This window comes from Natrinema soli, assembly GCF_028618695.1.
Genome location: NZ_JAQIVI010000795.1, coordinates 1 through 1757 on the forward strand (window position 1 = coordinate 1; position 1757 = coordinate 1757).

The 1757-nt window shown below is 67.0% G+C and carries 2 protein-coding genes; both read left to right on the forward strand.

Going from position 1 to position 1757, the window contains the following annotated elements:
• Window positions 1-1167: cobaltochelatase subunit CobN (locus tag PGX04_RS32695; RefSeq protein ID WP_273742282.1), on the forward strand; the 1167-nt coding region annotated here is incomplete at its 5' end.
• Window positions 1160-1757: precorrin-8X methylmutase (locus PGX04_RS32700; RefSeq protein ID WP_273742283.1), on the forward strand; the 598-nt coding region annotated here is incomplete at its 3' end. The genes PGX04_RS32695 and PGX04_RS32700, both read left to right, overlap by 8 nt.

Below are 1757 nucleotides of genomic sequence, written 5' to 3' on the forward strand. Positions count from 1 at the left end.
GCGGAGGGCGTGCTCGAGCGCCACCACGGCGAAAACGACGAGTATCCCGAGGAAATCGGCGTCGTGGCGTGGGGAACTCCGACCGTGCGGACTCGGGGCGAGACCATCGCCCAGGTGCTGGCCATGATGGGCGTCGAACCACAGTGGACGGACGCCGGGCGGATCGACGACGTCGAGCCGATCCCGCTCGAGGAACTGGACCGGCCCCGCGTCGACGTGACGACGCGCGTCTCGGGCCTCTTTCGGGATGCGTTCCCCGCCGCAGCGGGGGTCATCCACGATGCCGTCGACGCCGTCGTCGACCTCGACGAGCCCCTCGAGATGAACTACGTGAAGAAACACGTCGAGGAGGAGCAAGCCGAACTCGAGGAGGAGGAAGGCCTCGACGAGTCGGACGCCCGGAAGGCCGCGAAACACCGCGTGTTCACGACCCGGCCCGGCGGCTACGGGGCCGGGACAAACAAGGCCGTCGACGAGGGCAACTGGGACGACCGCTCGGATCTCGCCGAGGTGTACGTCCAGTGGGGCGGCTACGCGATGGGGTCGAGAGGCCGCGTTTCGGACGCCCACGCATCCTTCGAGCGCCGCCTCTCGAGCGTCGACGCGACGGTCAAGATCGAGGACACGATGGAACAGGACGAGTTCGATTCCTCGGACTGGTACGCCTTCCACGGCGGCTTCATCTCCGCGGTGAGCGAGATTTCGGGCGAGGAACCGGCCTCCTACGTCGGCGATTCCTCGGACCCGGACAACGTCGACGTCTACACGAACGAGGAGAAGGTCCGCAAGGCGATGCGCTCGCGCGTGCTGAATCCCGACTGGCTCGAGTCGATGGAGGAACACGGCTACAAGGGCGCGGGCGACCTCTCGACGACCGTCGACGTGACGCTCGGCTGGGACGCGACGACCGGCGTCGTGAGCGACACCCTCTGGGCGGAGGTCGCCGAGAAGTTCGCCTTCGACGACGCTCGGCAAGAATGGATGCGCGACGTGAACCCGTGGGCGCTCGAGTCCATCACGGACACGTTACTCGAAGCCATCGAGCGGGACCTCTGGGACGCCGACGACGAGACGATCGATCAGCTTCGAGACCTGAACCTCGAGGTGGAAGGCGACCTCGAGGCGCGGACGACCAACGAGGCCGTTGGGGTGACCAACGATGACTGATGACGGCCGGGAGTTCGAGCGGGAGTACGCCGATCTGGGCGCGACGACGCAGAACGCGATGGACATCGCGGAGACCAGCATGGACATCGTTCGGCAGTTCGTACCGGACGAGACACTGGCCGACCGCATTCGGCAGAAGTCGGTCCATTCAATGGGCGACATTGAATTCCAGCACTTGATCGAGTTCACCGGCGGCGACGGGCTCGGCGACGACGAGGACGCGCCGGTTCGGGCCGGCGCTCGAGCCGTGCTCGACGAGGCGACCATCGTCACGGACATCACGATGTCGAAGGCCGGAATCACCGGTCGCGGCCACAACTGCGAGAAGCGGAAAGCGATCGGCAACGGCGCGGAGCTGGCGAAGGAAACGGGGATGACCCGAACCGCGGCCTCGGTGCTCGAGCTCGACAAGCAGGGCGTCTACGACGGCGCGGTCGCGACGATCGGTAATGCACCGACTGCCGCCTTCGCGCTGGCGGACTGTATCGAGGACGGCACCCGGCCGGCGGCCATCGTCGCGACCCCCGTCGGCTTCGTCAAGGCAGAGGAGAGCCGCCAGCGCATCCGCGAGGTCAGCGAGGCGTACGACG